The following is a 22,757-nucleotide window of genomic DNA, read 5'->3' on the forward strand; positions in this document are numbered from 1 at the left end:
TTACGACAGGAATACGCCACCATGAAGACAACCCCTGAAAATCCTCATATCGCCACCCGCTACAGGCCACCAACGGCACCTCCTAAGCCCAAAGGTCCTTACTATTCCCCCCAGGATGTCCGGGCCGGGTGGCCAGGCGTTATTGCTAGGACAGCTGTTGGTTTGATTTTGGTCGTCCTGCCGCCATCTGCAGAGACGGCTTTGATCACTGCTGTCATTGGGGCGACGTTCGACTTGACGCAGCCCCAGGCTATCGCCACGTCAGCTCTAATAAGTCTTGCTATTTTGAGTCTGGCTTTTCTCTCCGGTCGGAGCTACCGGGCGCGGAAGGACCACGATGGAGGGCATGCCAAGTGGCTGACCCTCGCGCTCGGTTGGGCTCTGGCCGGTATCGCAATGTTCATAATCCGATACAACGCGCACCTGTGGTCGGCAGTCGCCCTGAAAACTTCGTCACCTCGCGGTGCCCAGCCGCAGGCCACCATCGAGAGCGTCGCCGCCGCTGGCGATCACAACTTGGCGTACATCTTTCTCCTGCTGCACTGTGGCTTCGGGATCATCGCGTGGTACGAAGGCAGTATTCTGTTCAACCCCATAGTCTTCGCTCATCTGCGTACTAGCAGGAAAATTGACAAGGCGCGTAGCGCCATCGCCAACACCGCCGGTCTTCTGAACCATGTAACCGAGAATCTGGAATCTGCCCGCGGCGCCTTGGCAGAACAGCCCGCGCGACTGATGGCCGCCGAAATTGATGTCGCAAATTATGCCCGCTACTTGCACGAGCTGGCCCGAACTCGTATTGCCTCGCTGCTTGGAACTGTTGTGGTGTCCGCGATGGGGCGAAATGAACCCAAGACACGGCCCATCACAGCATCCCCACTCGAGAAGACCTGAAATCGGCTCCGGCCAGTTGATGCGATCGGTCGGTCTTCTCGAGGGAACTCGCCGCCTACTAAAGCTCGCTCACCATTCTGTGGCGCCGTGCCGGCCACTGGTGCCCTGGCGGTTGTGTGCAACCGGTCAGGTGGGTCCCGTCGTCCACAGGTGTGCGGGAAAAGCCCGAAGGATTTAGCTTTTGCCGTGCCCCTGTGGGCGAGTGGCTGCTACGCCGATGCCTTCTTGGCCGGGGCGTCCAGGCCGAAGCTGCGCAGGTCTGAGTCGGTCCAGTCGGCGCGGAGGGCTGCCTGGTAGTCCTTGGCGTACTTTTGTTCCGCGGCGGCAAGCAGTTGGGCTGCTTCGGCGAGTTCGACGCCGCTCGCGGCGGCGGTTTTCACTGCGTTGACTTTGACGTCGCGGGCGGCGTCGATTTTTGCGGCGGCTTTGGCGGCGATGTCGTTGATGTCCATGCACCGACTCTAACCGTTCCGCTGCCCGCAGGCCGGGAGGGGTTTTCCGGTGGGTCGCACCCGGGGTCCGAAAACCCTCGAAGGCAACCGTCCGGAGCAAGCTATACATTTACACGGGTGTAAATGGCGTGTCGCTCACACGCCTGCGGCGGTTTGCTTGGCACACTCGTTGGTGTGGTCCCCGGTTCGGGGTCGCTGCGCTGGGCTTTCAAAGGGACGGGGGAGTGCGTGACTGAGCAGAACGAGTCCCGTCCGCGCCTGTCCAAACGCCGCCGTGAGAATTCGCCGGCGGGGACGAAGAAGCGCCGCGAGGTGTGGGTCACCGTGGAAGAGGAGGCCGCACTCGTTGCGAGGGCGGAACGCGAGAAGGTCACCGTCCCGAACCTGTTGATTTCAACAGCGCTGTCGGATCACTCGGAGTCACCGACGGAGCGCCGCGCGATTGCTGCGGAACTGATGTCATTGCACAATTTGTTGGCGCGTTCTTCGAACAACATCAACCAGCTCGCGCGTAAGGCGAACGCCACGGGCGAGTACCCCGCCGAAGCCCGCGAAGCTCTGAACCACCTGCGTTCGGTGGCAATGCGGATAGATGACGCCATTGACGGATTGATGTAGCCGATGATTCCGAACATCACCCGCGGTTCGCGTATGGGCGGGCTCATGGTTTACCTGGCATCGACCGACGCGAACAAGACCAAGAACGCCCACACCGACCCGCACCTTGTAGCAGGCGATGCGGCCATCATGGCGTGGTACGACGACGGTGTGCTGGACCGTGACGATGCCCTGGCGATCGCGAAGCATCTGGACCGGCCGCGCAAGATGTTCGGTGTCACGGTGCAGATCAAAGACCTACAGTGGAACGCGGCGAAGAAGGAACGCGTGCACGTCGGGTACAAGGACGCCAGCGTGTGGCACTGCTCGCTGAGCCTGCGCGCCGAAGAGGGCGCTTTGACGGACCAACAGTGGGGCGATATCGCCAACGACTTCATGGACTCCATGGGCTTCACCGAAACCAGCGGCAAGGCACGGTGCCGATGGGCCGCGGTGAACCACGGCACGTCCGAGAACGGCAACCACCACATCCACCTTGCAGTTTCTCTCGTCCGCGAGGACGGCACCAAAGCGTCCACCCATGGTGACTACAAGCGTGCACAGGAAACCTGCCGTGAGCTGGAGGTCAAGTACGGTCTGGAGCAGCTCTCCACGTTGCACGCTACCCGCGGCTATGACCGTGCCGAGAAGGCCACGGCCGTCCGGGATGACCGCGAAATGCACCGGGCGTCCCTGGCACGGAAGGTTCGCGCTAGCGCCAGCGCCTCCGCGACCGAAGCGGAGTTCGTCCGCCGGGCCCGGGACACCGGCCTGCTGGTGCGCCCGCGTTACGCGAAGAACACCCTCGACGTCATTGTCGGGTACTCCGTGGCCGAACGCCCGGCCCCGGGGGAGCGGCCTATTTGGTTCGGGGGCGGGACCCTGGCCTCTGACCTGAAACTCGGTGCGCTCCGTGAAGAATGGCCCGACGCCCCGCACCTGGCAACGGAAGCCGCGGCGGAATGGAACGCGGCGGCCCGGAACAAACGCGCGGTCTCGCGGACCGGCCCTGAGAACGCTACGCCGCCGGCGGAAGCGTGGGTGGAATACACCCGCAGCGCAGCCGCCCTGGCTGACCAGCTACGCAGCATTCCACGGGATGACCACGCGACGTGGGCGAAGGCCGCACGGGAAGTCTCCGGTGCGTTCGCGGCATGGTCGTACCGGCTTGAACCGACGCCCGGGCCGCTGGCGGCCACCGCCGCCGAGCTGTCCCGCACCGCGCAGCTGCGTGCACCACGCCAGCACGGCAAGCCGGGCGCCCTGCCGTCGATTGCGGGAACCGCCATGTTGTTCATGGCCGCGTCGAGTAAGAACAAGACGGCAGCGCAAACGGCACTGATGGTGCAGCTGATCAACACCGCTTTCGCCGTGTATGAAATGCACGCCCAGTCCGGGCGGGCCCGTGAGGCCCAGCGCATCCGGTCCGTGGTCGAGGAACGGCTGGCGCCGTTCACCGCCACCATGCCGAAGCCGGTTTTGGTGGGCGTCGGGCAGCAGCCGGCCGCCGAGGCCGGAGTGCCGCCCAGGGCGATCGATATCGCCCGGCGCGGCATGGTCCCCCTTCGTCCGGGATCAGCAGTACCCACGACGCCCACGCCGGCGACACCGGCGAAGACTTCCCAGCCCGTCCGGCGCGACTCCGGGCCGGGACTGGACCGATAACCACCACTAACACCAACTGCAAGGGGAACAGGCATGAGTGAATCAGATGGAATGGATGACGTCCTGGACGGCGGTCTGCGGCAGTCGCTGATGATCGCCTCACGCATTGCCGAGACACTGGCACGCCGACGCCAGGAGAGCCGGCGACAACAGGAACACCAGGACAGCCAGACAGCCCACGAAGCCCGGGCACGCCTCGCCGCCGAACGCAGCGCCGCGCACGCGGCGCTGGCAACCGTGGAGAAGGACCAGTGGTGGGACAAGGCGCAGCCGAGCGATATCGCCACGGCACACGCCGTCGCCGAAGGGTGGAAGGGCCACGACCCGGCCGCACTGGCAGCCTCGGAGACGATCCGTCGGGAAGTCCTCACCCGATACGGAATCGACACCCACGACGTCGGCGCGGACGCCGCCTACCTGGGATCAGGGATACAGGCCATCACAACGGAAAAGGCCCGGCAGGACGAGCTGGCCCGCAGCCAGGAAGAGACGCGCAAAGCAGCCGTGGAACACGAGAAGGCCATAGGCCTGCTCGCAGCGGCCCGCGCCGAAGAGCTCCGCGCACAGGCCGCCACACTGGCCCCGGAAATGGAACGCCACCAAGTCCCTGTCGAGTACCTGGCAAACCCCGAACTGGCCAGGGCACTGCAGACCGCCCACAACGCGAAGACCTCAAAGGCACTGGAAGCAGCGAACGCTGCCGTGCAGGAACGACTGTTCCTGATCGGCAAGGACGGCATGAACGGACCCGACCTTGACCAGCTGCGGAAGGAAACCACCGCCAACGTCAACGGCGCCAGCAACTCCCACTTCGAGGATCCCGCGTTCGTCAAGGCCGCCAAGGACATGCACGAAGCCAGACTCCTGGCCGAAGGAGGATTCCAAGGCTCCCCATGGATGACCGTGGAACAGCGGTACGAACGCGCCGAGAAGGAACTCTTCACCCGCATTGAAGGCGTCGGCCGCGAGATCGAGAACCGCGTCACCGGCAACGACAGCACCCGGCTGAAGGACCAAGGCCTGAAAGCGGAGAGCACCTCTGCCGCCGGCTACGGCTCGGCCGAACACCACGAGAAATTCGCCGAATCGCTCGCCACCACCGGCGCGAATGAAACCCAGATACGCGGACGCCTCGCCGCAGCCCGCAGCGAAGGCACCCACCCCAGCACAGCCGTAACCATGGGCAACGGCGCCTCCAAAGCCAGGAAGTCCCGCACAGGGACAGCCGTGGGTTCCGAAAGAGGTAAGGGCGGTCCCAGCCGCTAAGTCGACAGGCGAGGTGCCGTCATGTCGGTTGCGATCGATAGGATCGAACCCATGACTGACGCCCGCGACCTCGCCCTTCCTGCCGGCTACACCGACCTCCTCGGCGAGCTCAAGAACCGGGTCCGGGCTGCCCGCACCCAGGCAATCCGGACCGTCAACACGGAGCTCATCGCACTGTACTGGTCCATCGGGAAGACCATCCTGGAACGCCAAGCAACTGAAGGATGGGGGAGCGGGGTCATCGGAAGGCTGGCCGAAGACCTGGGGGCTGAGTTCCCGGACATGAAGGGCCTGTCGCGGTCAAACCTGCAGTACATGCGCAGCTTCGCCGAGGCCTGGCCGGCATTCGACCTAAATGTCCCACAGCCTGTGGGACATTTGCCGTGGGGCCATATCCGCACCATTCTCGACAAACGGCTCGACCCGCCGGCAAGGGATTGGTATGCCGCCTCTGCGGTCCAGTACGGCTGGTCCCGTAACGTGCTCATGAACATGATCATGAACAACACGCTGGAACGTACAGGGGCTGCGCCCTCGAACTTCGTGCAACACCTCGCCGCACCAGACTCAGAGCTCGCCCAGCAGATAGCCAAAGACCCCTACAACTTCGAATTCCTCGGACTCTCAGGTGAAGTCGCCGAACGCGACCTCGAAAACGCCCTTACCAGCAGAATCACGGAAACGCTCCGCGAACTGGGCCCGGGCTTCGCATTCGTCGGCCGTCAAGTGCACTTCGACGTCGACGGGGACGACTTCTACGTCGATCTGCTGTTCTTCCACATCGAACAATCCCGCTACGTCGTCATCGAACTTAAGACCGGCAAGTTCCAGCCCGAGTTTGCCGGAAAGCTCAATTTCTACGTGGCGCTTGTCGATGACCTCCTTCGCCGTGAGCATCACAATGAAACGATCGGCATCCTGATCTGCGGCACCAAGAATGACCGCAGCGTCAGATACAGCCTCGGCCGTTCCACCTCACCGATGGCTGTGGCTGCTTACACCTACGACAAGCTTCCTTCAGCGGAGCAGCAGGTTCTCCCCGACGAAGGACATATTGTGGCAGCACTCGAGTGGGCGGAGTCCGCACTCGACGGTGAAGATACGCGCTGACTTCTCGATAACGCCAGCGCCATGGCGCTTGACCTGCCTGCAATGTCGTCCGGGAACGCGGAGAAGACCGTTCGGGGCCTCGGCGTGAGCGGCGAGCTTTGAGAGATTCCGGTTCAGATGCATAGGCTCGTGGCATGAGGGTTGCAAAGACCGACACCATCGCCGGACTGCCGGCCGAGTTGGCCCGCTCGATTGTCCGCAAATTCAGAAGCCGCGAGATGGTCGCCGAGGCTGTAGCCGACCTGCTCGAAGGGACCGGATTCGAACAAGAAGTCGTCCTCGCGCAACTGGAAACCTCCGGGTACATGGAAAAGCTCCGGATCGACACCGACGGCGACGTCTGGTGGGACTCGACCATCCAGGGCAATGCCTTGGCGATGGCAAGCTTCGGCAAACCGATCAGCAGAACAACCGCAGACCGCCTGGTGACTATGCATGTCCCGAATGATCGCCCGCTGGCCCTTGTGTAGTCCGCCAGCGCCGTCCGGCCTGTGATCCATCTGCCATACGTGAGCGCAATATCGACGTCGCCGAGCGGATCGATGTCCGGGCTGAGGTAGCTTCCAATGACCCTGAGCGTGTTGATGAACAGGGGTTTGCCTAGATCGCCATTGTAGCCCTGGGCCCGTTCCGACAAGCCGGATACCAGGTTGAGTGTGTGGTGCGTGGTGGCGCGACCACGAAGACCACCACATGTCCGTCCTGCTCTCAACAGATGGGCCGTTCAAGAGCTGCACCCCGGACGACGGCCACCGCTCCAAACTCGCCCCTCTACCCTGCGAGGAACCGCCCGCAGGTTTCTTCCCACGAAAACTACGACGAACCGCACGACGGGCCCAACTGGCAGGAGAGCGGGCTCCATGGGCAGGGTCGGCGCGCGCCGGACAACGCCGAGATGGAATTGTCCTTCTCAATGCTTGCAGAAGAATGTCCTTGGTAAAACGGATGCTCTCCGGAAACTACCAGTGGGTGCAGGGCCAGAGGTTAAAAGGTTGCCTCATGAGACGAGCAGAGCTCCTGGCCTTGAGCCATTGGTCCCTTAGAGCATGGCCTGCCTGCTACAGACTGATCCCCAGCAGGGCTTCGACGGCGGCCTTCACCAAGGCCTGATCTGTCATGCTGACCGGTTCACCGCCGTCATTCGCCCTCGGCAATGCGCTAGCCATGGCAAGCTTTGGCAAGCCCATCAGCAGGAAGACTGCCGAGCGGCTGGTCGGAGGACTGGTGGATCGTGCCCGTGAATACAACGCCGACGGCCGTAGGGCTCTGTACATTGACCGGATCCGAATCATCGGCAGCTACCTCCGGCAGGATGTCGACCCTCTGGGTGATGTCGACGTCGAACTCACCTACGGACGGCGCATCAGCGATCCCCGAGCAGTCAGGGAGTACACGCGGGCCAGCGGCCGAAACTTCGCTTCCTACATGCTCCATTGTTATTGGTTGCTCGAAATTCACTCCACCTCGTGAGTTCCGTGCCGAAACGGTGAATTATACACGTTATTGTCCAACTTAGATATATTTTTGCACTTTTCTTAATCAAAAAGTTGCGCTACGCTCACCATCAGTCAGCTCGTCGATTACGACGTAAAAGGGGCCGAAACGGGCCTTCGGACGATGGAGAATCAGTGGAAAAGAACTGCAGTGTTGAGGACTGCGGCCCGGCAGAACGTCTAACTCGTGGCATGTGCGGCAAGCATTACCAACGCTTCATGAAGACCGGCCGTGTGGAATTGGTTGAGAAGAAACGATGCTCGGCTCCCGGGATCAGTCTTCGTCGATCCTTTCCCGCACTGGCCAACGAGTGGCATCCGACGCTAAACGGGGACCTCACGCCTGACTGGGTATCAGCGGGCTCGTCGCAGAAAGTCTGGTGGCTCGGCGAATGCGGCCATCCCTGGGAGGCGACCATCTCCAGCCGCGCGCTCCAGCCGCGCGACCGGTTGCGGGTGCCCCTATTGCGGAAATCGTAAAGTTGGCTATGGCAATGATTTGGCGAGCCAGTTCCCCGAGATCGCGGCGACCTGGCACCCATACTTGAATGGTGACCGGACACCGTCGTCTGTCGCCCCATACTCCAATTCAAAGGCCTGGTGGCTCGGCGATTGCAGCCATCCTTGGGAGGCCGTGGTGGCGAACCGCACCAGGCTCAGCTCCGGGTGCCCTTACTGCGCGAATCAGAGGGTGGGCTACGGCAACGATCTCGCTACGCGTTTTCCTGAGCTGAGCAAGGAATGGCACCCGACGAGGAACGGTGACATCACGCCCAGCCAAGTGACGTCGGGGGCCAGAAGCAACGTGTGGTGGCTCTGCAGCAGCGGCCACGAGTGGCGGGCGATGGTGTTCAAGCGGTCCAGCGGTGCCGCCTGCGAGAAGTGCAAGCTGGTGGGCTTGTCCGAGCTCGAGATCGGCTTGTACGCAGAACTCAAGGCCGTCCTCGGCGAACACCTGGCCCCGGTCAAGCACGACTACAGGATCGAGACGGCCGGCGGAGTGAAGGTTCGGGTGGATGTCATTGTTGGCACCATCGCCGTCGAATTCGACGGCTCTTACTGGCACGAAGGCAAGGAAGACAGGGACCGGGAGAAGACCGACCAGCTACAGGAGCTTGGATACAGGGTCATCCGGGTTCGCGAGCACCCGCTTGAGGCCCTCTCCCCTCAGGACGCGCTGGTGCGACGCGCACCGACAGGCCACGAAGTCGCGACGGCCGCACTCGAAAAGATGCTGACATGTGGTCTTATCGAGGACGCCGCGGCAGAGTCCGCACGGGGATACATCCTCAACGGAGTCGCCGTCGCAGAAGCCGAAGCAAAAGGAATTATTGCTGCGCTACGGCTCCGAGAGTACGGGGAGCTGTCGCTGGACGAGAAATTCCCTGCGGTGGCAGGCGAATGGCACCCGCAGTTGAACGGAGATCTAACGCCAGCCCAGGTGATGGCGCACTCAGGAAAGCCGGCATGGTGGCTCTGCCCCGCCGGCCACGCCTACGAAGCAGTTATCGGGCAAAGAACAGGCCGCGGCAACGGGTGCGGACAATGCTCCGGGCGCTACGTCACCCCGGCGACCTCTCTTGCCGTCATCCGCCCCGACCTGGCCGATCAATGGCATCCCACACTCAACGGTGAGCTGACGCCGGAGGACGTTTTGCCACACTCAGGCCAGACCGTCTGGTGGCTATGCGCCGAAGGGCATGCCACGCAGGACAAGGTGAGGGACCGGGCCAAGGGGATGGTCTGTCAGGAATGCCCGAAATCACGCCGCCGGGCAGAAACATCACTCGCGGCGCGCTTCCCGGAATTGGCGTCGCAGTGGCACCCAACCTTGAACGGCGAACTGACGCCGGAGGACGTGCGCCCGTATCTGAACCAGTTGGTGTGGTGGCTGTGTCCTAACGGCCACTCCACGCAGGACACATTGACGGCCCGATCTCGAGGAAGAGTATGTCAACAACCGAAAGTAGAAAGACATGTCCGTCCGCACCATCACCGGAAACCTGGCCGCCGACCCCGAGGTCGTGTGGGCCGAAAGCATCCAGATCACCAAGCTTCGCGTCATCGAAAACATGGGTGGTACCCACCGGGCAAGTGGCAGGCCGACGACACCCTGACAACCCACTTCATCGAGGCCCGGTTCGAGCTGGGCGAGAACGCGGCTGCATTCCTGCACAAGGGCGGCGCGGTGATCGTTACCGGGCGAGAGCACACGTCAAGTTGGGGGCGACTCTAACAAGCAGTATGGGCGCGTCATCGACGCCGACAGCATCGGCGCGGACCTCGCTCGAGCGACGGTCACCATCAGTCGCAACACCCGCGACGACCAGCAGTAGCCAACCCCGCGACACGGGCCGAGGCACTTAGAGCCGCCCCGGCCCGTGTCGGTGATCCCAGAGAAGGTAAGAGATGACATCTCCGGCTCTGGCCGCCCCCGTGCTCGCGATCACGGCCGTGGCGCGTTCGTGCCGCTTTCCGCCGCCCCTGCTGGGCCCGCCCGCACGTCGAACGGCGTCACCGATGTCCGCTCAGCTCGTGACGTCGTAGACGAGCTTCCGCACGCCGTTGTCTAGACGGCGTGGTCGGTCACGGCGACCTTGTCTCGCACGCTCATGTGAGAGTCAATCGCTGCTGTAGAGGCTGCCGCGAGTGTGAGAAGCACAGAGGGCCTTGGTGCAGCCTCCTGTGCGCCCGAACCCCGATCACAACGCCTGATGGACGGGCATTTGGTCCGGGAGGATCACTGGGGGTCCAAGAACTGCAGAATTGCGGGGATGACGAGATCGGGCAGCTCGAGGATGGGACTGTGGCCGTGCTTGTGTCGCAGGAGGACAGCGTGAGGGATGCCATCGAACATCTCGTCAGACCAGGACGGAGGGCGGCCGATGTCCTCCGTCCCCGAGACGATCAGAGCCGGTGCTGCGATGGACGGGAGCAGTTCGAGGCAACCCTCGCGCTCGAACACGCCTCGTACCGCGTGTGCGAGCGCCGGCGAGAGCGCGGCAATGCGGCCTCTCCACAAGGTGTGGATGTCTTCTCGTTCGGTTTGCGCCAGCGTGCTCTCCCCGAACATGATTGTCATTACGCCGTCTACGATCTCGGGCGTGAAACCGTCGCGTTCGATGCGGTCTGGCAAGTCGAAAAAATTGCCGAGATCTTTTTGGGACTGCTCTCGCGCTGACGAGCCGAGGAGCACGAGCTTCTCGACCGCTTGCGGTCTGCGCGCAGCGATGCGGATGGCGACGTCGCCCCCCATGGATTGACCGACAAGGGAGTATCGCGTGAGCCCGAGTTGATCGAGAGACTGGAGTACGTCGTCTGTCACGTCATCCATGCTGATTGTGCCAGTCGCTTCATTGACCCGCGAGACCTGACCAAGCAGCTCGGGCGCAATGATATCGAGGCGGCCTTGGGCGGCATCCGCGAGGCCATCGAACATCCGAGGGTCGAGGAAGAGAGAGTGGAGACATACCACGGGGGCAGGAGTATGGAGTGACATCGAAGAACATCCTTGTTGTTCGTGCAGCATCAGGTGGCTGCGGTGGTATCTCGCGCAGTTCTGCGCGAGACAGGGTCTCGTAGATCGCTAGCGGGCTCCTCGCGCTATGCTATGCCCGTGTACTGGACGGTGAGGTACTCGTCTATTCCCTCGCTCCCGCCTTCACGCCCAAGCCCCGACTGCTTGACTCCGCCGAAGGGTGCCGCGGGGTTGGAGATCGCGCCCAGATTGACGCCGAGCATTCCGGTCTCGAGAGCCTCCCCCACTCGGAGGGCGCGCTCGAGGTCGCGGGTGAAGACGTATGCTGCCAACCCATACTCCGTGTCATTCGCCAGGGTCACGGCCTCGCTATCGGTTCGGAAGGTCTGAATGGGGGCGACGGGTCCGAAGATTTCCTCCCGGAGGATTCGCGCGGATCGGTGTATGTCGACGAGCACCGTAGGCGGGTAGAAGTGCCCGGGCCCATTCGGGACGACACCGCCTGTAAGGGCGCGTGCCCCTTTCGCCATCGCATCATCGACGAGAGAAGCCACCTTGGCGCGACTGCGTTCGTCGATCATTGGACCGATGGTCGTGTCAGGATCCAACCCCGGGCCGATGATCGCCGCGGCCATGCGAGCGGCGAGACTCTCGGAAAAGCGCTCTGCGACGCTCTCATGGACGAGGAAGCGATTGGCAGCCGTGCAGGCCTCCCCCATGTTGCGGAGTTTGGCCGTCATTGCGCCGGCCACAGCGGTATCGATATCGGCGTCTTCGAAAACGATGAACGGCGCGTTTCCACCGAGCTCCATCGAGGTGCGCAACACCTGCTCGGAGGCGCGGCTGAGGAGATGCCGGCCGACACGTGTCGAACCGGTGAAGGAAACTTTCCGCAACCGCGGGTCGGTGAGTAGTGGATCAGTGACGGCACCCGGGTCTGTGCTCGTGATGAGGTTCAACACCCCCGGCGGCAGCCCCGCTTCCATCAGGATCGAAGCGAACGCCAGGGCGGTGAGGGGGGTGAGCTCGGCGGGCTTTAGAACCATCGTGCACCCTGCTGCGATTGCAGGGGCGATCTTCCGAGTCGCCATCGCGAGCGGAAAGTTCCACGGAGTGATGAGGAGGCACGGGCCGACCGGCTTACGCCGTACGAGGAGGCGTGAGCCACCGTCTGGCGATGCTGAGAACCGTCCGGTCACGCGGTCGGCTTCCGAGGCGTACCAGCGCAAGAATTCCGCGCCGTACGCCACTTCACCTCGAGATTCGGTGAGCGGCTTGCCCATCTCGAGAGTGATGAGGGCGGCCAGGTGCTCTCGACGTTCGTTTACAAGCTCGAACGCTCTCCGCAGGATCTCGCTGCGTTCGCGCGACGGAGTGGCAGCCCAATCGCGTTGCGCCCTGTCCGCGGCGTCCATGGCTGCGAGTGCATCCGAGGCGTCAGCGTCGGCAACACGGGTGAGGATCTTCTCCGTTGAGGGGTCGTGGACGGCGAAGGTGGCACCCGTCGAGGCCGCTCTCCAGATGCCGTCGATTAGCAGGTTGGTCGGTACGAGCTTGAGGTGTGCCGCAGCCACGCCCTGGTCGTTATGGGGAGGGGATGCCTCCCAGGAGTGCTGTTGCATCATTGGCCGTCCTCCTCACAGCGTCGATATATCCCTTTTTGTTCCTGCGCATACGCGTTGTTGGTGTCGAGATACCAATTGCGCCGTACACTCGACCGTCCGCCGAAAAGATCGGCGCCCCCACGCTGGATGTCTCGACCCCTAGGCCCTGGTCGTCGAGAGACCAGCCACTGACACGGATTTTTTCGAGCTCCTGCTCTAACTCGGTCGCTGTGTGCGACGCGTCGGCTTCGGTCATAGACGCGAAGATCGGGGCGAGCATCTCGGTTCGCTCCGACGGATCGAGGTGGGCGAGGACCGCCTTGCCGGATGATCTGAGGTGTTCGTTGCCTGATAGCCCGACGAACAGGCCGCTTACGCGAAGCCGTTGCGAACTCTCTATCAATGCCTCGAGGATCACCCGGTTTCCCTTGCGGAGTGACAACCAGGCGGTCTCCGAGGTCTGTTCTGCGAGGGTGGATGCGAGCGTCATCAGGCCCTCTCGCGCATTGAAGCGCTGCTGATATGCGCGAAACAGGTCGCCCACCCTGCTGCCGAGCGTCAACGTGAGATCGGGCTGCCGTTCGATGTACCCGCGTGCGACCAACGTGCGCAGTAGGTGATAGCTCGTCGTGATGTTTAGGTCTAATTCGTTCGCCACGGTTTGAATGGTCGGAGCTTGATCCGCGGAGGCGACGAACTCCATGAAGGACAGTGCCCTGTCCACGGTTTGCAGGGTTTGCTGGCCGGACACCTTTGCAGACGATTTCACTAAGTGAAATTATCACGCGTCGAGGCCCTCGCGAGATGCGAGCGGCAGATTCAGCTGGCCCTCCCGAGTATCCCACGCTCGCACGGGGGCGTAGGCGTCGGGGTCTACGATTACGTCCAGCACGGTCGGAGAATTGGAGGCCAGTGCGGTTTTCAGCGCGTCGCTCAACTCGGAGGGGTCGGTTATTCTGACGCCGACTGCCCCGCTCGCTTGTGCGATTGCGGCGTGATCCACGGGGGCGAACTCTATGGCCGTCGTCGTCGTTCCGAAGGCGTAGTTTTCCGCGTGACGCTGAAAGCCCAAGATCGAGTTATTGAGGATGATCACGACTACGGGGAGCCCTTCGCGGACGGCCGTCTCCAGCTCAGACCAGACATGCGCGAAACCTCCGTCGCCGACCACCGCGATAACCCTCGAGTTCGGCGAGGCGAGCTTCGCACCGAGCGCGAGCGGCAGGCCCCACCCCAAGCCGGCGAGGCCTCGGGGGACGAGGAAACGCTGGCCGGCGGTTCGAGCCGTGAGGTAGCCCGTGACCCAGATGGAGGCGTAACTGGCGTCGGCGACGACGATATCGTCGGGGCGTACGAGACGATCCAGTTCTTTGAGGACACGCTCTGGTGCGATCGGCGATGCCGTTGAGGTGGCTGCCGCGTCGATCTGCTGGGCGTGCAATCGGCGTCCCGCCTCTATCGAGGCGGCCAGGCTGGATGCAGCGTCGGCTCGGTCGTCGAGGTCAAGCTCGGAGAGTCTCTCGGTCAACTCCCGGAGGGTAGACCGCACATCCCCCACGAGGCGCAGGGCCTCGTAGTTTCGTCCGATCTCAAGGGGGTCGATGTCGATGTGGATGTACCGCGCCTCGGGATCTGTGAGCGTCCACGCATCCGTGCCGTTTTCGTTGGTGCGGGTCCCGATCAAGAGGACGACATCAGCATCCTGAATGAGAGGGAGGAGGTGGTGCGCTGGCCCGTTGCGGCCTGTGATGTTGGCAGCCACCCCCACCGAGAGCGGATTTGTCTCATCGACGGCGCCTTTGCCCATGTTGGTGGTGGCGACCGGGAGGTGGCCGATGCGTTGCAGCTCGGCCAGCTCCAGTGTCGCGCCGGAGATGTGCACCCCACCGCCAGCGATCACGATGGGTGAGCGTGCGGAGGCGAGGAGCTGCGCCGCCTCCTCGATTACCTCGCGAGAGGGTCGCGGACGGTCAAGGGGGAATGTACCGAGGTCGTCTGTCCGGCCGAAGCGTGATTCTTCCGCGGGCAGATCCAGAACATCTTTCGGGACGAGCAGAACGACAGGACCGGGGCGGCCGCTATTTGCTGCAGTGATCGCCATGTCGACGTAGTCGACCGCTCGAGCTGGGTCGTCAATCCGGCGTGTCCATTTGGAGACTCCCGAGAAGAGGCTCACGTGGTCGAGTTCCTGGAAGGCGTTACGGTCTCGATTTGCAGCCGGGACCTCCTGGACGAACACCACCATCGGGATCGACGCCTTCATGGCCTCTGCCATCGGTGCGACGAAGAGCGTCGCCGCCGGCCCGTTCTGGGCAGCGACCACGCCGACGCGGCCCGAGATGCGCGAGAACCCATCCGCCATAACACCACCAGCGTTCTCCGTGCGGTAGAAGATCTGGCGGATTCCGATTCGCTCGGCCGCGAGCAACAGGGCAGTCGGGTTGCTCTGACCAAAAATAGTGGTGATTCCGTGCCTTTTCAGGGCGGATGCGATGGCGTCAGCGACGGTGCTGCTCACGACGGGCTCCCATTCTGTTCGCGAAGTGGCTATCAAAGTGTGAACCGAATCTACGCGGCCAACTCGTGATTTGCAAATATTGATACTGGTTTCACTATCTGATAAAGTTCGAGGCGCGTCAGAGTTGACGCGCTCAGACCCCGTAGGAGATAACAATGAAGTTCTTCCGACCGAGAATCACAGCTGCCTTCGTCGCCCTGGTCGCCGGATCGTTCGCCCTGAACGCATGCTCGGCCGGATCCACTGCCAGTAGCTCTTCCACGCATAAGAGCTACTCCGTCGGTCTTGTCTCGTTCTCTCAGGCCAGCATCGCGAGCAATGAGTTCATCACCGGCTTCCAAGAGGTTGCTGATAAGAACGGGTGGAAGACGACTCTCATCGACGCTCAAGGCGCACCCGATAAAGCGATCGCGGCCATTCAGAATCTCGTGGAGAAGAAGGTCGACGCGATCTACTACACCGTGTTTCCTGCCAACGCCATGGCAGCGGGGGTGCTAGCGGCCAAGGCCGCGGGTATCCCGGTCGCCAACGTCGGCGGCGGCCTTGGCGCCGGCGTGCAAGGAACCTGGGACTTCGGATACGCGGAGGGCCAGGCGAGCATGAAGGAGGTAATGGCTGACCTTCCGAAGGGGGGAAATCTCCTCGCTCTCGGGTATGACCTAGGGGGCCCGTGCGGAGCGCGCGACCAGGCGATGAAAAAAGCCACTGCAGGAACGGGCATTCACGTGACGTTCCAGCAGGTCACTGTCCCGGGACAGGTGCAGAGTGGTCAGCAGTTCGCTCAAGCATGGTTGGCGGCCCATCCCGCGTCGGATGGACCCAACGTCATCTGGGCCTGCTTCGACGACCCTGCGCAGGGTGCCATCGCCGCGGTGAAGGCGGCGGGGCGAACTGACGTGGCCGTGCATGGCCTCGACGGCCCGCCCGCGAACCTGCGAGCCATACAGAAGGGCGATCAGGCAAGCACCGTCTGGATCGACGCTCACGGTGCCGGACGCATCGCCGCTGAAACCGTGCCGCAACTTCTGGCGAACGGCGTGGATGGGCAGAAGACAATCGACGAAGTGGCTCCTTTCACGGTCGTTACAAAACAGAACGTGGACGCGTTCCTATCCAAGCACCCCGAAGCTCTAAACCAGTGAGCGCCGCCTCTCGCTCAGCGGTGGACGCTCCAGCCGCGGTTCAAGCAACGAGCCTGTGCAAGTCCTTCGGAGGGGTACCCGCCCTTCGCGATGCCTCCCTCACCCTTCGACCGGGAACGGTTCATGCACTCGTCGGCGCCAATGGTGCGGGCAAGTCGACATTCGTGAAAATTCTCGCCGGGCTTGAGAAGCCCGACGCGGGTGAGGTTAAGGTTCGGGGTGAGCGAGTAATCATCGCTACCCCCGACCGTGCTCGGCAGCTCGGACTCAACTTCATCCACCAGGAACTGAACCTGGTGCCGAGATTCACCGTGCTCCAAAACATGGCACTTGGATACTCTTTGCCGACGCGCGCGGGGCTCGTCTCCTGGTCGGCGGTTCGCCGACGCGCGCGATCGGTACTGGCCCGATTCGACTCCTCGCTGTCTCTCGACGCTGACGTCTCCACACTGTCAGTGAGCGACCGATGGATGACTTCCCTCGGCCGGTCGCTCATGCACGAGCCGCAGGCCATCGCGATGGACGAGCCCACTGCCTCATTCACCGTCGAGGAGGCCGAGCGCCTCTACGGCGTCATCCACACCCTGACCTCGTCCGGGGTAGGGGTCCTCTACATCTCACATCGCCTCGACGAGGTACTCGAGCTTTCAGATGAAATCACGGTCTTTCGCAATGGCGAAGTCGTCGGACGGCACCATCGCGGCGACCTCGATCGGACTGAACTCACGGAGTCGATCGTCGGGCGACGCGTCCGAGACCTTCGCCACTACCAATCGGAAGCCATCGGGATTAGCTCCGATCATCACCCGGCGGAAGCCCACCCGCCAGTACTTTCCGCCCAGAACCTCAAGGCGGGGAAGCGAGTCGTGAACGCCACCTTCGATCTTCGACGAGGGGAAATTCTTGGAATTGCTGGACTGGTCGGATCTGGACGCACAGAGCTCGCACGAGCCCTCGCGGGGGCCGACCCGCTCACTTCGGGCTCGATGCTTCTCGATGGGCGCACTTACTCGCCGCACAGTCCGCGCGACGCCATCGCCCGTGGTGTAGCGCTCGTACCCGAAGAACGTCGATCCGAAGCCCTCGTACTCGACGAGAGCATCGACTTCAACATCAATCTCGCGACCATGCGCCAGAACCGGATGCGGCGATGGGCGCCGCTTCTCAGCCCCTCACGCGCGCGAAGCGCCGCCAGGGAATACGTCGACTCACTGTCCATCAAGAGCGCCTCCACCAAACAAGACGTTGCGCACCTCAGCGGTGGGAACCAGCAGAAGGTGGTGCTCGCCCGCTTTCTACGGACTAATCCACGAGTGCTCATCCTGGACGAACCGACGGTCGGAGTGGACGTGGGCGCCCGAGCCGAAATCTATGAGCTCGTGAAATCGCAGACGTCCCGCGGGACGGCAGTGCTGCTGATCTCGAGCGATTTCGAGGAGCTGGAGATCTGCGACCGGGTCGCGGTAATGCGTGAAGGGCGCATCACGACAATCCTTCCCGCCAATAAGGCGGGCACCAACACATTGACCGCGCTCTGCTACCACCATGAGGAGGAGCAATGACCACCGTCCATAACAAGACACTCAGCGAGAAGTCTCACAAGCGCCGTGATTTTGACCCTTGGAGTCTCATCGCCCGATACGGCGCAATCGCGCTGCTAATCGCGATGATCGTCGTGTTCGCGACTACGCTGCCAGCCTTCGCTACCTTCGGCAACGCCGTCAACATTCTGGACCAGATCGCGTTGCCCGCGGTGGTGGCAATGGGACTCACGATCGTGCTCTCGACAGGCGAGTTCGATCTGAGCGTCGGCTATCAAACAAGTCTGGCCGGCGTGATCTGCGTAGGCCTGATGCAGAACCAGGGGTGGCCGATACCGCTGGCGCTCGCTGCCACAATCTTGGCGATGGCGGCCATCGGAGCGGTGAACGGGCTGCTCGTGGCCTACTTCGGAATTCCTTCCCTAGTTGCCACTCTTGGAGTCGGGACCGTCGTGGTGGGACTTAACTTCGCCTACACCAAAGGTGTGCCCATCAGCCTCAGCGACCCCACGGCCTTTGTGAACCTTTCGCTTGGACGCCTCCTGGGGCTCCCACTCCCCGTCTTTCTGATGTTGGGCGTCGCGGTTGTGCTGTGGGTCATGTTGAACCGCACCTCCGTCGGTCTTTCTGCGCAGGCCGTGGGTGGCAATGCTGAGGCAGCGAGATTGTCCGGCATCCCGGTCAAACGCGTTCGCTTGCTCGTGTTCATCATCGCTTCGCTGTGTTGCGCCGTCGCGGGCTTCTTCCTCGCGTCGCGAACCGGCGGCGGTTCAACGAACGCCGGTGACGGTTTTCTGCTGAGCGCCTTCGCGGCGGCGTTCTTCGGCTCGGCTGTGCTCCGCGACGGCAAGTTCCACATCGTGGGCACGCTGATCGGCGTACTCACCGTCGGAGTGGCCTTCAATGCCATGGCGATCGCCGGGTCCGACACGTCTCTCCAGTACCTCTTCCAGGGAGCATTGCTCATCGTGGGCGTCGGGGTCGGAGTACTCGCCCGCCGCCGGAGTCTGGCATGAGTGAATCCGCCAACCTCATCTACATCGCAAAGGACATCCCGTGACCACGATCCCCACCGCGGCCGGCAACATTGACAGCTCAGAACTTGGTCGCACCCTCGTGCATGAACACATCTTCACCTTGGGGGAGGAGTACCGCGTCAACTATCAGTCCGGCTGGAATGAGGAGGAGATGATCGAGAGAGCGATCAACGATCTGTCACATCTCGCTGATCTCGGTATCGACACAATTCTTGACCCGACTGTCCTCGGCCTCGGGCGCTACATTCCGCGAATTGCCAAGATTGCTCGGAGTACCCGCCTCAATATCGTCGTCGCCACAGGCCTCTACACTTTCAACGACGTCCCCATGCAATTCCACTACAGGGGCCCGGGCCTGCTGTTCGACGAGCCCGAGCCGCTCGTGCGAATGTTTGTTACCGACCTCACCGAGGGCATCGCCGAAACCGGCATCCGCGCCGCTTTCCTGAAGTGCGCCATCGATCAGCCTGGTTTGACCCCCGGCGTCGAGCGAGCAATGCGCGCAGTCGCCCGTGCCGCCGTCGAGACGGGTGCGCCCATCACCGTGCACACCAACGCCGCGGAGCGCACGGGGCTCATCGCGGTTGATGTTCTCCGCCAGGAAGGAGTCGACTTGACGAAGGTCATCATCGGCCATTCAGGTGATTCCACCGACCTGGACTACCTGTCGCGGCTCGCCGACGCAGGGACCCTGCTGGGGCTGGATCGATTCGGCGTAGATGCGATGGCGTCTTTCGAAGATAGGGTCAGCACCCTCGTCTCTCTCCTCGAGCGCGGGTACGCGTCCAGCATCGTGATCTCGCATGATGCGTCTTGCTTCATCGATTTCTTCGACGCGGCAGCCAAGCGAAGCGTCATGCCGAACTGGAACTACCGGCATATCAGCGAAGACGTACTCCCTGAACTTCGCCGGCGCGGTGTGACCGAATCGCAACTCAGAACAATTCTCGTGGATAACCCGCGGAGGTATTTCGAATGAACAGTCTCGACCGGGCATGTTTCGACTCCTTAGAAACCCGCGAAGGGTCGGGAGAGAAGTCTGGCCTGATGCAAATCGGTTTCGTCGTTGAAGATCGAGAACGCACGATGCGCGACTTATCCGCCATGCTCGGTGCCGGGCCGTGGTTTCTCTCACCCCACCCGTATCCCGAACCGCCGCTCACCGAATACCGCGGAGTACCAGTGCTTCTGGGGGCAAAGTTTGCTCTTAGCTACGCCGGCGACCTAATGATCGAGCTCATCGAACCGCAGCCCGGATCCAAAACAGTGTTCTCGGACGCCCTGGCCGCGAACGGAACCAGCCTCCATCACTTCGCCTTCGGAACAACGAACTTCGACGCTACAGTCGCGACGCTGGAGCGAGATGGCCGCGCTCCGATTTTTCGCAGCACGACCGCGCGCGGAGCTCGCATCGCGATGAGTGAGTCGGCCGCATGGAACGGCGCTCTCGAAGAGCACATCGAGCTTACGACCGAGAGCGTCGCATACTACGAGAGTATGCGTCAGGCAGCTCGGACGTGGAACGGCTGCGACCTCATCGCGACCTGACTTCGCTCATGCGACGAGGATTCGCCCGGCGGTCTGTCGGAAATGCCGCCCGAGAGAGGCGGCAGTTCGCGTGTCCAGGCAGCGGACAACGACGGAGTCAGATCGTGCGTGTTCGACGCCCTGACGAGAGAGGCTTCTGCGCCGACGCGATGACGGTACGCCGAGTCGAGGACCTCGAACCGGTGCTTCGCTGGCTGGCCGACGGTCTCCTGGTAATCGCCGCGAAGATTTGCATCCGATGGCTGAGCGTGTTGGCTGCACGAGACGTTCAAGTGGCACTGACTGACGACCCAAGTTCGCGGATGAGGGTCCCGGAATTCGGGAAGTCGTAGGGTGAGTGCGTGGCGCGCAGGTTGCAGGTGGTCGTAGACGAGTTGGCCGATCGTCTTGCGCGTTCGGTTGCGATTGATGATCCGGATCTGACCCCGCTCCTGGCCAGTCGTCACTTCAACGATACTGATGAGCTTCGCCTGCGCAGCCTCGTGCACCGCCAGCACACAGCTGAGGTTGTGCAGCATTTCCGAGACGCTGGGATCGGCCAGCTCGCTGCTCCCACCCATATCGAGGGGAGAGAAGATCTAGGGTTCTCGTCGCGACTGTGTGTTCCGTTGAGGTACCGGGGCGAGCTGGTGGGATTGTTGTTCCTTGTCGACACGGCGCCTATCGAGTCGGTGGAGATGTCGATCATCTGTTAGCGGCCATGAAAAACTGCCCACAGGCGGCCAGTTCGGTGCCGGTGGCGGCCACGAGGTTTGCCAGGTTACGGACATCAAAGATGCCCACAGACGGCCAGCCGAAACACACTCGGTGAGGGCGGGAAACCCCGCGAAATCACCCGGCGCCGCTACCATCGTCCGACGACCTCGAGCGAATACTCGAGCCGGGGAGAGCGCGAAGACCTAAGTTGTGTCCCCCAATTGGCGTGGCCGGATCGCACCCATGGAGCGCGCGACATGCAGTGACAGTGCGATGCTTCCTGGCCCGGACCGCAGAGGCTGGTCCGAGTCGACCGATGGTTGGGAATTCCCGGGCAATATGCCGCAGGCACAAGCAAAACAATGAATTGCGATACGAAAGGCATCTCCATGGGAGAACATACAGATTGGAAGGATTTGGCAGGCAGGCAGGTCCAGGTTCAGAAAGAAGGCCGAACTATCCGGACCGGGTATGTCAAGGACGTAGCCGTTACTGCGGACGCTCTCTGGCTGGAAGCCTACGGCGCCGAACCTCGAACCCTGTATGAAAAAGCGCAGGGCTATACCGCCCTACCCGTCCGACCCGGCGAAGCGAGCCCGTCATGAACATGCAGGATGTGGAACCCATCGAAATCAAGGTCCACGACAGGGCCTCCATGGACCGCAGCATCACTGCGGCGGTCGACCGGATGATCGAGAGCGCCAGGCGGCAACGGACGCACGGCATCCTAGTGACCCGGCTCGGAGACGGGCACTTCGTCGTCGGCCTCAGCAAGACAGTCCCCTTTGGCTACACGGATCAACTCGATTCCCGACGCCAAACCGCATGACGGTCTGCGGACGCTGTTCCCGCCCTTCCATCCGGTCGGGCCCAAGAGATACCTGGGAGAAACGCCCTGGGGCCCATCCCGTTCGTTAACGCGGTTACACGGGCGTGTAGACATCTCGGTCGATACGCTACGGCCCTGCCGAACACTTGAAGACCTGTCGGAAACCACGCACGGCGCTCCTCCGGCCGTGCCGCAGATCATGGCGCCTGGCTCAAGAGCGTCCTGCCCACAGGCGGCCACCACGACCGTCAATTGGTGACCACCGGCGGACAACCGACGTGGCCACCAGCGGGCAGGCCTCTGGCCACATGTGGGCAATTCCTAATGGCCGCTGACAATCATCGAGAGCTATGTCGGTGATATCGCACGGCTGCTGTACCGCGAGGCCGATGATGCACGGTCACGGCAGGCGCCAGTCGAGCAGGTGGTGCGGCATTTGCTGCTCGGAGATCCCGGCGACGTGGCGGATGCGGTGCGCGATCTGCGTCACCGGTCGCTTCTGCCGGTGAGCGCATGGTGCAGGGTGCTGCTGGTGCGCGCCGTCCCTGAGTCGCCGATCGACGGGGACGGCCTGTTGGCTCTCATGCGTCGCGCCGGACTCCGCATCCACAGGACGCTTCTGGGGGCGGTCCTCCCAGAGATACCTACGCGGACGACTACGTCGAGGCTGCCAACGCCGCCGGCGCCCTCACCATCGGGATCGGCGACAACGGCAACGAGATCGGCGACAACGGCAACGAGATCGGATTCGGCAACATCGCCAAACACGCGGACCCGCTCACCCCGCACGGCGTCCAGGTCGACGGAGGGTTCTTCGCCTACACCGCAGTCGACCACCTTTTGCCGGCGTCGGTATCCAACCTTGGCTGTTACATCCTCGCCGCCGC

General features: G+C 62.6%; 21 protein-coding genes and 2 pseudogenes. 18 read left to right on the forward strand and 5 right to left on the reverse strand.

The genetic code is table 11. The features are described 5' to 3' along the window. Positions 1-21: 21 nt before the first annotated feature. Positions 22-894, forward strand: a complete 873-nt coding sequence (locus tag OOZ51_RS09530; protein WP_265979160.1) for a hypothetical protein — start codon at positions 22-24, stop codon at positions 892-894. 209 nt (positions 895-1,103) lie between these two features. Here the strand turns inward: OOZ51_RS09530 and OOZ51_RS09535 are convergent, their stop codons facing one another. Next, complete coding sequence (locus OOZ51_RS09535; protein WP_265979161.1) at positions 1,104-1,346, reverse strand: hypothetical protein; 243 nt, start codon at positions 1,344-1,346, stop codon at positions 1,104-1,106. A 228-nt stretch (positions 1,347-1,574) separates the two neighbouring features. Between OOZ51_RS09535 and OOZ51_RS09540 the strand changes: the two genes are divergently transcribed. From OOZ51_RS09540 to OOZ51_RS09575, 9 genes and pseudogenes are all read left to right on the forward strand, one after another. Continuing rightward, a complete protein-coding gene (locus OOZ51_RS09540; protein ID WP_265979162.1) occupies positions 1,575-1,964 on the forward strand; it encodes a plasmid mobilization protein in 390 nt (129 codons plus the stop codon). A gap of 3 nt (positions 1,965-1,967) precedes the next feature. Then, positions 1,968-3,608 carry a relaxase/mobilization nuclease domain-containing protein gene (locus OOZ51_RS09545; RefSeq protein ID WP_265979164.1) on the forward strand — a complete coding sequence of 547 codons (1,641 nt, stop codon included), beginning with the start codon at positions 1,968-1,970 and terminating at the stop codon, positions 3,606-3,608. 33 nt (positions 3,609-3,641) lie between these two features. Further along, positions 3,642-4,874, forward strand: coding sequence for a hypothetical protein (locus OOZ51_RS09550; protein WP_265979166.1), 1,233 nt, complete (start codon positions 3,642-3,644; stop codon positions 4,872-4,874). A gap of 51 nt (positions 4,875-4,925) precedes the next feature. Beyond that, positions 4,926-5,984: a PDDEXK nuclease domain-containing protein gene (locus tag OOZ51_RS09555; protein WP_265979168.1), complete on the forward strand. Its 1,059-nt coding sequence runs from the start codon at positions 4,926-4,928 to the stop codon at positions 5,982-5,984. A 134-nt stretch (positions 5,985-6,118) separates the two neighbouring features. Beyond that, positions 6,119-6,454, forward strand: coding sequence for a hypothetical protein (locus OOZ51_RS09560; RefSeq protein ID WP_265979169.1), 336 nt, complete (start codon positions 6,119-6,121; stop codon positions 6,452-6,454). Between the two features lie 184 nt (positions 6,455-6,638). Then, positions 6,639-6,764: pseudogene (locus OOZ51_RS22505) on the forward strand (DUF4913 domain-containing protein); the annotation flags it as partial. 384 nt (positions 6,765-7,148) lie between these two features. Then, positions 7,149-7,454, forward strand: a complete 306-nt coding sequence (locus OOZ51_RS09565) for a hypothetical protein (protein WP_265979170.1) — start codon at positions 7,149-7,151, stop codon at positions 7,452-7,454. Positions 7,455-7,612: 158 nt separating this feature from the next. Next, the gene (locus OOZ51_RS09570; RefSeq protein WP_265979171.1) at positions 7,613-7,957 is read left to right on the forward strand and encodes a zinc-ribbon domain-containing protein; all 345 of its coding nucleotides are present in this window, start codon (positions 7,613-7,615) and stop codon (positions 7,955-7,957) included. Positions 7,958-7,976: 19 nt separating this feature from the next. Continuing rightward, complete coding sequence (locus tag OOZ51_RS09575; RefSeq protein WP_265979172.1) at positions 7,977-9,713, forward strand: zinc-ribbon domain-containing protein; 1,737 nt, start codon at positions 7,977-7,979, stop codon at positions 9,711-9,713. Between the two features lie 504 nt (positions 9,714-10,217). On the opposite strand, the gene OOZ51_RS09580 is transcribed toward OOZ51_RS09575, so the two are convergent. From OOZ51_RS09580 to OOZ51_RS09595, 4 genes are all read right to left on the reverse strand, one after another. Beyond that, a complete protein-coding gene (locus OOZ51_RS09580) occupies positions 10,218-10,976 on the reverse strand; it encodes an alpha/beta fold hydrolase (protein ID WP_265979173.1) in 759 nt (252 codons plus the stop codon). Positions 10,977-11,080: 104 nt separating this feature from the next. Beyond that, complete coding sequence (locus OOZ51_RS09585; RefSeq protein WP_265979174.1) at positions 11,081-12,580, reverse strand: NAD-dependent succinate-semialdehyde dehydrogenase; 1,500 nt, start codon at positions 12,578-12,580, stop codon at positions 11,081-11,083. Continuing rightward, positions 12,540-13,328, reverse strand: a complete 789-nt coding sequence (locus OOZ51_RS09590; RefSeq protein WP_265979175.1) for an IclR family transcriptional regulator — start codon at positions 13,326-13,328, stop codon at positions 12,540-12,542. Before OOZ51_RS09590 ends, OOZ51_RS09585 begins: the two co-directional genes overlap by 41 nt. Positions 13,329-13,340: 12 nt before the next feature. Then, the gene (locus tag OOZ51_RS09595; RefSeq protein ID WP_265979176.1) at positions 13,341-15,077 is read right to left on the reverse strand and encodes an acetolactate synthase catalytic subunit; all 1,737 of its coding nucleotides are present in this window, start codon (positions 15,075-15,077) and stop codon (positions 13,341-13,343) included. Between the two features lie 155 nt (positions 15,078-15,232). Between OOZ51_RS09595 and OOZ51_RS09600 the strand changes: the two genes are divergently transcribed. From OOZ51_RS09600 to OOZ51_RS22510, 8 genes and pseudogenes are all read left to right on the forward strand, one after another. Beyond that, positions 15,233-16,219, forward strand: coding sequence for a sugar ABC transporter substrate-binding protein (locus tag OOZ51_RS09600; RefSeq protein ID WP_265979178.1), 987 nt, complete (start codon positions 15,233-15,235; stop codon positions 16,217-16,219). Beyond that, positions 16,216-17,781 (forward strand): sugar ABC transporter ATP-binding protein, encoded by a 1,566-nt coding sequence (locus OOZ51_RS09605; RefSeq protein WP_265979179.1) that lies wholly within the window; start codon positions 16,216-16,218, stop codon positions 17,779-17,781. The genes OOZ51_RS09600 and OOZ51_RS09605 overlap by 4 nt, the downstream gene beginning before the upstream one ends. Beyond that, positions 17,778-18,776: an ABC transporter permease gene (locus tag OOZ51_RS09610; RefSeq protein WP_265979180.1), complete on the forward strand. Its 999-nt coding sequence runs from the start codon at positions 17,778-17,780 to the stop codon at positions 18,774-18,776. Before OOZ51_RS09605 ends, OOZ51_RS09610 begins: the two co-directional genes overlap by 4 nt. A gap of 40 nt (positions 18,777-18,816) precedes the next feature. Next, positions 18,817-19,776, forward strand: a complete 960-nt coding sequence (locus OOZ51_RS09615) for a phosphotriesterase family protein (protein ID WP_265979181.1) — start codon at positions 18,817-18,819, stop codon at positions 19,774-19,776. Beyond that, entirely contained in the window at positions 19,773-20,345 is a 573-nt protein-coding gene (locus tag OOZ51_RS09620; RefSeq protein ID WP_265979183.1) for a VOC family protein, read from the forward strand. Before OOZ51_RS09615 ends, OOZ51_RS09620 begins: the two co-directional genes overlap by 4 nt. Positions 20,346-20,686: 341 nt before the next feature. Then, on the forward strand, positions 20,687-21,040 hold the full coding sequence (locus OOZ51_RS09625) for a hypothetical protein (protein WP_265979185.1): 354 nt from the start codon (positions 20,687-20,689) through the stop codon (positions 21,038-21,040). A 602-nt stretch (positions 21,041-21,642) separates the two neighbouring features. Further along, complete coding sequence (locus OOZ51_RS09630; RefSeq protein ID WP_265979186.1) at positions 21,643-21,870, forward strand: hypothetical protein; 228 nt, start codon at positions 21,643-21,645, stop codon at positions 21,868-21,870. A 699-nt stretch (positions 21,871-22,569) separates the two neighbouring features. Beyond that, positions 22,570-22,743 (forward strand): annotated as a pseudogene (locus tag OOZ51_RS22510) (glutamate cyclase domain-containing protein); the annotation flags it as partial. Positions 22,744-22,757: the final 14 nt, after the last annotated feature.

It is taken from the genome of Arthrobacter rhizophilus, assembly GCF_026241105.1.
Lineage (GTDB): Bacteria > Actinomycetota > Actinomycetes > Actinomycetales > Micrococcaceae > Arthrobacter.

What these genes read in the sequence shown, in the direction of transcription:
- OOZ51_RS09530 (WP_265979160.1), top strand. Translation starts at nt 22, where the DNA reads ATGAAGACAACCCCTGAAAATCCTCATATCGCCACCCGCTACAGGCCA.
- OOZ51_RS09535 (WP_265979161.1), bottom strand. Translation starts at nt 1,346, where the DNA reads ATGGACATCAACGACATCGCCGCCAAAGCCGCCGCAAAAATCGACGCC.
- OOZ51_RS09545 (WP_265979164.1), top strand. Translation starts at nt 1,968, where the DNA reads ATGATTCCGAACATCACCCGCGGTTCGCGTATGGGCGGGCTCATGGTT.
- OOZ51_RS09550 (WP_265979166.1), top strand. Translation starts at nt 3,642, where the DNA reads ATGAGTGAATCAGATGGAATGGATGACGTCCTGGACGGCGGTCTGCGG.
- OOZ51_RS09555 (WP_265979168.1), top strand. Translation starts at nt 4,926, where the DNA reads ATGACTGACGCCCGCGACCTCGCCCTTCCTGCCGGCTACACCGACCTC.
- OOZ51_RS09560 (WP_265979169.1), top strand. Translation starts at nt 6,119, where the DNA reads ATGAGGGTTGCAAAGACCGACACCATCGCCGGACTGCCGGCCGAGTTG.
- OOZ51_RS09565 (WP_265979170.1), top strand. Translation starts at nt 7,149, where the DNA reads ATGGCAAGCTTTGGCAAGCCCATCAGCAGGAAGACTGCCGAGCGGCTG.
- OOZ51_RS09580 (WP_265979173.1), bottom strand. Translation starts at nt 10,976, where the DNA reads ATGTCACTCCATACTCCTGCCCCCGTGGTATGTCTCCACTCTCTCTTC.
- OOZ51_RS09585 (WP_265979174.1), bottom strand. Translation starts at nt 12,580, where the DNA reads ATGATGCAACAGCACTCCTGGGAGGCATCCCCTCCCCATAACGACCAG.
- OOZ51_RS09600 (WP_265979178.1), top strand. Translation starts at nt 15,233, where the DNA reads ATGAAGTTCTTCCGACCGAGAATCACAGCTGCCTTCGTCGCCCTGGTC.
- OOZ51_RS09610 (WP_265979180.1), top strand. Translation starts at nt 17,778, where the DNA reads ATGACCACCGTCCATAACAAGACACTCAGCGAGAAGTCTCACAAGCGC.
- OOZ51_RS09620 (WP_265979183.1), top strand. Translation starts at nt 19,773, where the DNA reads ATGAACAGTCTCGACCGGGCATGTTTCGACTCCTTAGAAACCCGCGAA.
- OOZ51_RS09630 (WP_265979186.1), top strand. Translation starts at nt 21,643, where the DNA reads ATGAACATGCAGGATGTGGAACCCATCGAAATCAAGGTCCACGACAGG.